Raw genomic sequence first — 5575 nt, 5'->3', positions numbered from 1 at the left:
GCTGTCGGCGCAACAGCCCTCTTATCAGCCCTAGGCTTAGCCGGACTGAGAAGACGAGCTAGGTAAGTTAATAAAAAAAGATTGGTTTTATGCCAATCTTTTTTGTTATTATTACGAATAGTTTTATAGAACAAGGAGGGAAAAATGGTTGAAGAATGGATTGAACGATTGAAGGAGAAGAGGACAACTCTGCTAATGGGGGGGATTATTGTAGCATTGACGGGTGTGCTTGCCAGTCAAGCTTTTGGGAAACCCAGTCTGCCGAATGATTTTCCAGAGATTCAACAGGTTGAGGAGAAAAACGTCAAGAGTGATCGTGTTGAGGAAGAAAGCTCAGAGTCTATCATGATTACAGTGGATGTCAAAGGGGCTGTTGTTAAGGAAGGGCTTTATGAGCTACCGTCTGGTAGCCGTGTGAATGATGCTATTATGAAGGCAGGAGGGTTGACTGATTTGGCGGATAAAAAGTCTGTGAATTTAGCACAAAAACTAGCAGATGAAGCGGTGATTTATGTCGCTAGTCAAGGAGAAAATGTTTCAGTTGTCGCAACAGGCTCTGAAACATCCTCTACTCAAAAAATCAATCTGAATACCGCTGATGAGGCTCAGTTGCAAACCATCACAGGTATCGGCGCTAAAAAAGCTAAAGACATCATCACCCACCGTGAAACCGTAGGTCGTTTTTCAAGTGTAGATGATCTCAAGCAGGTTGCGGGTATTGGTCAAAAAACCATTGACAAGATTAGCTCGGAGATTACAGTTGATTAAGCGATTCCCACTGCCACCCATTCAGTTGGCTTATTTGAGTTTACTAGCTTACTTTACCGTTTACCGATTTCACTGGTCGCTTGTAGGCATCATATTGTTCAGTTTTTGGCGTTTGTGGAAAAATGGCAGAGCTATTTTTCTAAGAACCCTTCTTATCTTAAGCGTTTTTACAGGAGTGTTTGCTTATCGTCACCATCAAGCAGAGCGTGCAGACACTACCGCGCCAGCTCAGCTAACCAGTTTAGCACTCATACCAGATAGTCTACAGATTAACGGTGATCAGTTATCTTTTCGAGGGCAATCCGATGGACGAGTTTATCAGGTCTTCTACCAGCTAAAGGCCCAGACAGAGCAAGAATTTTTCAAAACCTTGACTCAGCCTGTTCGCTTGACGGGCAGTTTTGAGCTATCAGAGGCTGAGGGTCAACGAAATTTTAAGGGCTTTGACTACCATTCTTATCTTGAGACACAAGGAATCTATCAGGTTGCTAAAGTTACATCGTTGGAAGAGGTTTCTCCACGATCTTTATCTGGTCTGGGTGATTACCTACGTTTGTTGAGACGACAGGCGCTGGTTTATATCTATGGTCATTTTCCTGAGCCCATGACGCATTACATGACTGGTCTTTTACTCGGTCATTTGGATAAATCATTTGATGACATGACAGAGCTTTATTCTAGCCTTGGTATTATTCATTTATTTGCCCTGTCAGGGATGCAGGTGGATTTCTTCCTCGGCTGGTTTAGAAAAATCTTATTAAGATTAGGGCTGACAGTTCGTCAAGTTGATTTCTTGCAGGTGCCACTATCCTTTTGCTATGCTGTCTTGACGGGTTTTCAGGTCTCCGTTTGTCGTAGCCTGTTGCAGTCCTTTTGGTCACGTTTAGGTGTAACAGGTATGGATAACCTTGGCTTAACGATGCTGAGCTTACTATGTTTAGTTCCAAATGCTTTTTTAACAGTTGGGGGTATTTTATCTTGTAGCTACGCTTTTGTTCTTTGCTTATTAACAATTAAGGAATTTACGGGGATTAAACGGCAAGTTATTGAAGCTGTCGCGCTTGCTTTGGCTGTTTTGCCTATCTTAATGTTTTATTTTTCTAGTTTTCAACCCTTGTCTCTTGTGTTAACAGCTCTGCTATCACTGCTGTTTGATGGGCTCATGTTGCCTGCTCTTAGTTTGGCATTTCTTCTGTTACCAGTGATAAATCTTAGTTTTCTTAATGTATTATTTGTCTTATTGGAGCGCTTTTTAGTGTTTGTTGGCGATTGGGCTAGTCGGTCTTTGGTTCTTGGGAGTCCGAGTGTCTTTGTTTTACTAAGTCTGTTGCTGTGTCTCGGTTTGCTTTATGATTACCGCTACCGAAAAAAAGTTGTCCTTGTCCTAAGCCTGCTTTTAGCTCTGCTATTTTCCTTAACGAAACATCCTTTAGAAAACGAGGTGACTGTTGTCGATATTGGGCAAGGGGATAGCATTTTTCTGCGGGCTGCTTCTGGTCAGACCTTGCTAATTGACGTTGGTGGACGTGTTGAGTTTGAGGCTGGTGAGGATTGGCAGAAGCGGCAGACCACAAGCAATGCTAGTCGCACACTAATTCCGTATTTGAAAAGTCGCGGAGTTGGGCGTATTGACCAGCTGGTGCTAACCCACACCGATACGGATCATATTGGTGATATGGAGGAAGTGGCTAAAGAGTTTACAATTGGGGAGGTCTTGGTTAGTCAAGGGAGTCTGACGAATGCTGAATTTGTGAAGCGCCTGAGAGCCATGAATGTCCGTGTTCGTACAGTGACAGCTGGGGATAGGTTGCCATTTATGGGGAGTTATTTGCAGGTGCTGTATCCATGGACGACAGGAGATGGTGGCAACAACGATTCACTGGTGCTTTATGGTCGCTTATTAGGCTTGAACTTTTTGTTTACAGGTGATTTGGAAGCAGGGGAATTAGAACTGATTAAACATTATCCCGATTTGCCTGTTGATGTCCTAAAAGCTGGCCACCATGGGTCGAAAGGTTCTTCCTACCCAGAGTTTTTGGTGCATACGAAGCCGAAGCTCGCCTTGATTTCTGCTGGTCGGAACAATCGCTATAAGCACCCTCACCAGGAAACGTTAGAGCGATTTGAACAACAACGAATCAAGGTCTATCGGACAGATACCCAAGGTGCTATTCGCTTTAGGGGATTGTTCAATTGGCAGATAGAGACTGTTAGGTAGAGCTTGTTAAAAGCTCTCCGCTGATGATTGAACTCAGTGGAGAGCAGATTGGTTATAGATTTAATCCATCAGCAATTGCTCTTTAACAAAGCGAGCATAAGTGGAATGGTTGGCTAGAAGATCGTTGTGGCTGCCACTACCAGTCAATTGACCATTTTCAAGGAAATAGATATGGTCTGCATCTAGAATGGTGGACAAACGATGGGCAATGACTAGAGCTGTCTTATTATGGAGAAGTTGTTTCATGCTTTGACCGATAGCAAATTCAGCATCAGCGTCAAGGTTGGCTGTTGCTTCATCAAAAATAATTAGATGAGCTTGTTTTAAGTAGGCTTTAGCGATTTGTAGACGCTGTTTTTGACCACCAGAGAGGAGTTTCCCTCCTTCACCAACAAAGGTGTCCAAACCCTGTTCCAATTTTTGGACATCTTCCCAGAGAACAGCAGCCTTTAGAGCTTGTTCTATATCAGTTTCGCTAGGAGTGGTATTGAGACCGAAGGTTAAGTTATCTCGTAGGCTTCCGGATAAGACAGCGGCTGATTGAGAAACTAGAGCTAATCCTTGACGCCAATCTTTGAGAGAAAAGGAACTAATATCTTGATCAGCAAGTTTGATGACACCACTGGTTGGCTGATAAAAACGAGCCAGAAGATGAGCTAAGGTACTTTTTCCAGAACCAGATGGACCGACGAGGGCAATTTTTTGTCCTAGGGGAAGAATCATATTGATATGAGATAGTGTATCTTGGTCAGCTTGATAGCCAAAACTGACTTCTTCGAGTACAAGATTTCCTTTGGGAATAGTATTTCTTTTTTGTGAAAAGTCTTCTTGTTCAATGGTCAATAACCTGTCCAGTTCTTTAGTTGCCCCTTTGACTTTAGCAAAATCAGTTACGATAGTCCCGATTGCTCCAACAGGATTTAGGAGCTGAAAGAGGTAGACTAGAAAGGAAATCAAGGTACCAATAGTTAAATCTCCAGTTGCCACCCGCTGACCACCATAGGTAAAAATCAGGGCAATACTGGCGAATAAAAACATTAGACCAACCGGAGAAACAAAGGATTTTATTAAGTCAACTTTGAGAGAAGTCTGTTTAATTTTCGTGATGATAGCATTTAGGTGATTGAGCCGTTGGTTCTCTCCACTATCGGCTTTAATGAGTTCAATTTCCTTAAAGGTTTCGCTTAACTGTCCAGTTAATCTGCTGGTATCTTCTTGTAATTGTTCGCTACTGTTTTGGCTTAGTTGGGACAAGGGGAACAATAGCAGAACTAACAAGGGGAGAGCAATAAAAAACGTTAGAGTTAATTTCCAATCAAGCAAGAAAAGGACAATAACACTCCCTATGATGGTCACACTACTAGTGATGAGCGAGGGGAGAGTGGTCACGTAAAAATTCCCTAGATTATTAATATCGTTGACTACTCTTGAGGAGAGCTCACCGCTCTTTTCATAGTGAAAGAAAGAGAGCGGGAGATGCATTAAGTGACGGGTAAGCTCTTGTCGCTTAGTTTCAGCGATATTCTCCCCGTTTAGAGCCATAAAATAAGTTCCAGAAGATAGTAAAAAAGCCTGAAGGGCAAAAAGACCTAAAATTTTAAAAAGAACCCAAAAATTGAGAGACGCTTTTTGGCTATCAATTAATTGGCGTAGGACTAGGGGAAGATAAAGAGCTGTTAGGCAAGATAGGATAATAAAAATTGCTCCAAGTAGAATTTCTTTTTTGAAATACTGTTTTAACATAGACAAAACTCCTGTATAAGGTGACAAATATGATTAACTTCCTCGTCATTATCAGCGACGAGATGACAGACCTCCAGATAACGAGATATAAACTTCTGTGGGATAGTGCTAACAAGATGAAGTAATAGTAGCGTATAACCTGCAGAGGTTAGCTTTTCAAGAAAAAGGTCATCTAAAAAAATAGTGAAAAATAGTTGCTTGTTGTTAGCAATTAAAGATAGTCTGTCAATGGCTGATTGTTCCCCTGAACAAAGAGCTATCAAAAATTGTTTTGAACTTTTAACACCATATTGTTGCAATAGAATCATTTGTTTTTCTGCTGTTAGTTTAGTATCTTCATGTTCTTGTTGGTGATAATGTTTAATGAGTGTGGCATAGTTAGACCGATTTAAACTCATAACAACCTCCTAATACAAAGAATATGATACCCGCTACCAAGGTTGTGTGATAAACCTCCTCAAAAGATTCTTTTGCAGTAGAGTTAGACTGTGTTTTGAAACTACCATTTTTTAGCTGGGTATTTTTCATATAAAAATAGCAGAGCTCTTGACAAGAAACTGACAATTTATCAGCTACATCTAAAATAAAAATGCAAGCAATGAGTTCCATAAAAACATCAGTATCATCGTGTCGAATACTTAATAAAATTGCGTATTCTAAAACAGCTAGTAGTTGGGGTTCCTTTGGTTTAAGGATATCAAAAATAGCGGTTTCCTTTCCAAAAATGGAAGTATAAAAGATGTCGTGTGTAATAGCATAGAGATGTTCCCTTGAATCGGTTACACTAAACTAGACAGAATTTATAAAGTGTTCTACACTAAAGAAAACAGGAGAACTCTATGTCTA

General features: G+C 41.0%; 4 protein-coding genes and 1 pseudogene. 2 read left to right on the top strand and 3 right to left on the bottom strand.

All coding sequences use genetic code 11. The annotated features are described in order from the left end of the window. Positions 1-144 precede the first annotated feature (144 nt). Both ACERC8_RS09745 and ACERC8_RS09740 read left to right on the top strand, forming a co-directional pair. Positions 145-768, top strand: coding sequence for a helix-hairpin-helix domain-containing protein (locus ACERC8_RS09745; RefSeq protein WP_373659674.1), 624 nt, complete (start codon positions 145-147; stop codon positions 766-768). Continuing rightward, the gene (locus ACERC8_RS09740; RefSeq protein WP_373659673.1) at positions 761-2986 is read left to right on the top strand and encodes a DNA internalization-related competence protein ComEC/Rec2; all 2226 of its coding nucleotides are present in this window, start codon (positions 761-763) and stop codon (positions 2984-2986) included. Before ACERC8_RS09745 ends, ACERC8_RS09740 begins: the two co-directional genes overlap by 8 nt. Before the next feature lie 60 nt (positions 2987-3046). Here the strand turns inward: ACERC8_RS09740 and ACERC8_RS09735 are convergent, their stop codons facing one another. The 3 genes and pseudogenes from ACERC8_RS09735 to ACERC8_RS09725 all read right to left on the bottom strand — a co-directional run. After that, positions 3047-4729 carry an ABC transporter ATP-binding protein gene (locus ACERC8_RS09735; RefSeq protein WP_373659672.1) on the bottom strand — a complete coding sequence of 561 codons (1683 nt, stop codon included), beginning with the start codon at positions 4727-4729 and terminating at the stop codon, positions 3047-3049. Continuing rightward, the gene (locus tag ACERC8_RS09730; RefSeq protein WP_373659671.1) at positions 4723-5127 is read right to left on the bottom strand and encodes a hypothetical protein; all 405 of its coding nucleotides are present in this window, start codon (positions 5125-5127) and stop codon (positions 4723-4725) included. The genes ACERC8_RS09735 and ACERC8_RS09730 overlap by 7 nt, the downstream gene beginning before the upstream one ends. Further along, a pseudogene (locus ACERC8_RS09725) lies at positions 5108-5491 on the bottom strand (hypothetical protein); the annotation flags it as partial. The gene ACERC8_RS09730 and the pseudogene ACERC8_RS09725, both read right to left, overlap by 20 nt. Positions 5492-5575: the final 84 nt, after the last annotated feature.

It is taken from the genome of Streptococcus sp. E29BA (assembly GCF_041807805.1).
Lineage (GTDB): Bacteria > Bacillota > Bacilli > Lactobacillales > Streptococcaceae > Streptococcus > Streptococcus entericus.
Note: the sequence above shows the minus strand (reverse complement) of the source record. Positions and strands in the feature narration are given on the sequence as shown.

Excerpts from the sequence above, each read along its gene's own strand:
- ACERC8_RS09745 (WP_373659674.1), top strand. The coding sequence starts at position 145 with ATGGTTGAAGAATGGATTGAACGATTGAAGGAGAAGAGGACAACTCTG.
- ACERC8_RS09735 (WP_373659672.1), bottom strand. The coding sequence starts at position 4,729 with ATGTTAAAACAGTATTTCAAAAAAGAAATTCTACTTGGAGCAATTTTT.
- ACERC8_RS09730 (WP_373659671.1), bottom strand. The coding sequence starts at position 5,127 with ATGAGTTTAAATCGGTCTAACTATGCCACACTCATTAAACATTATCAC.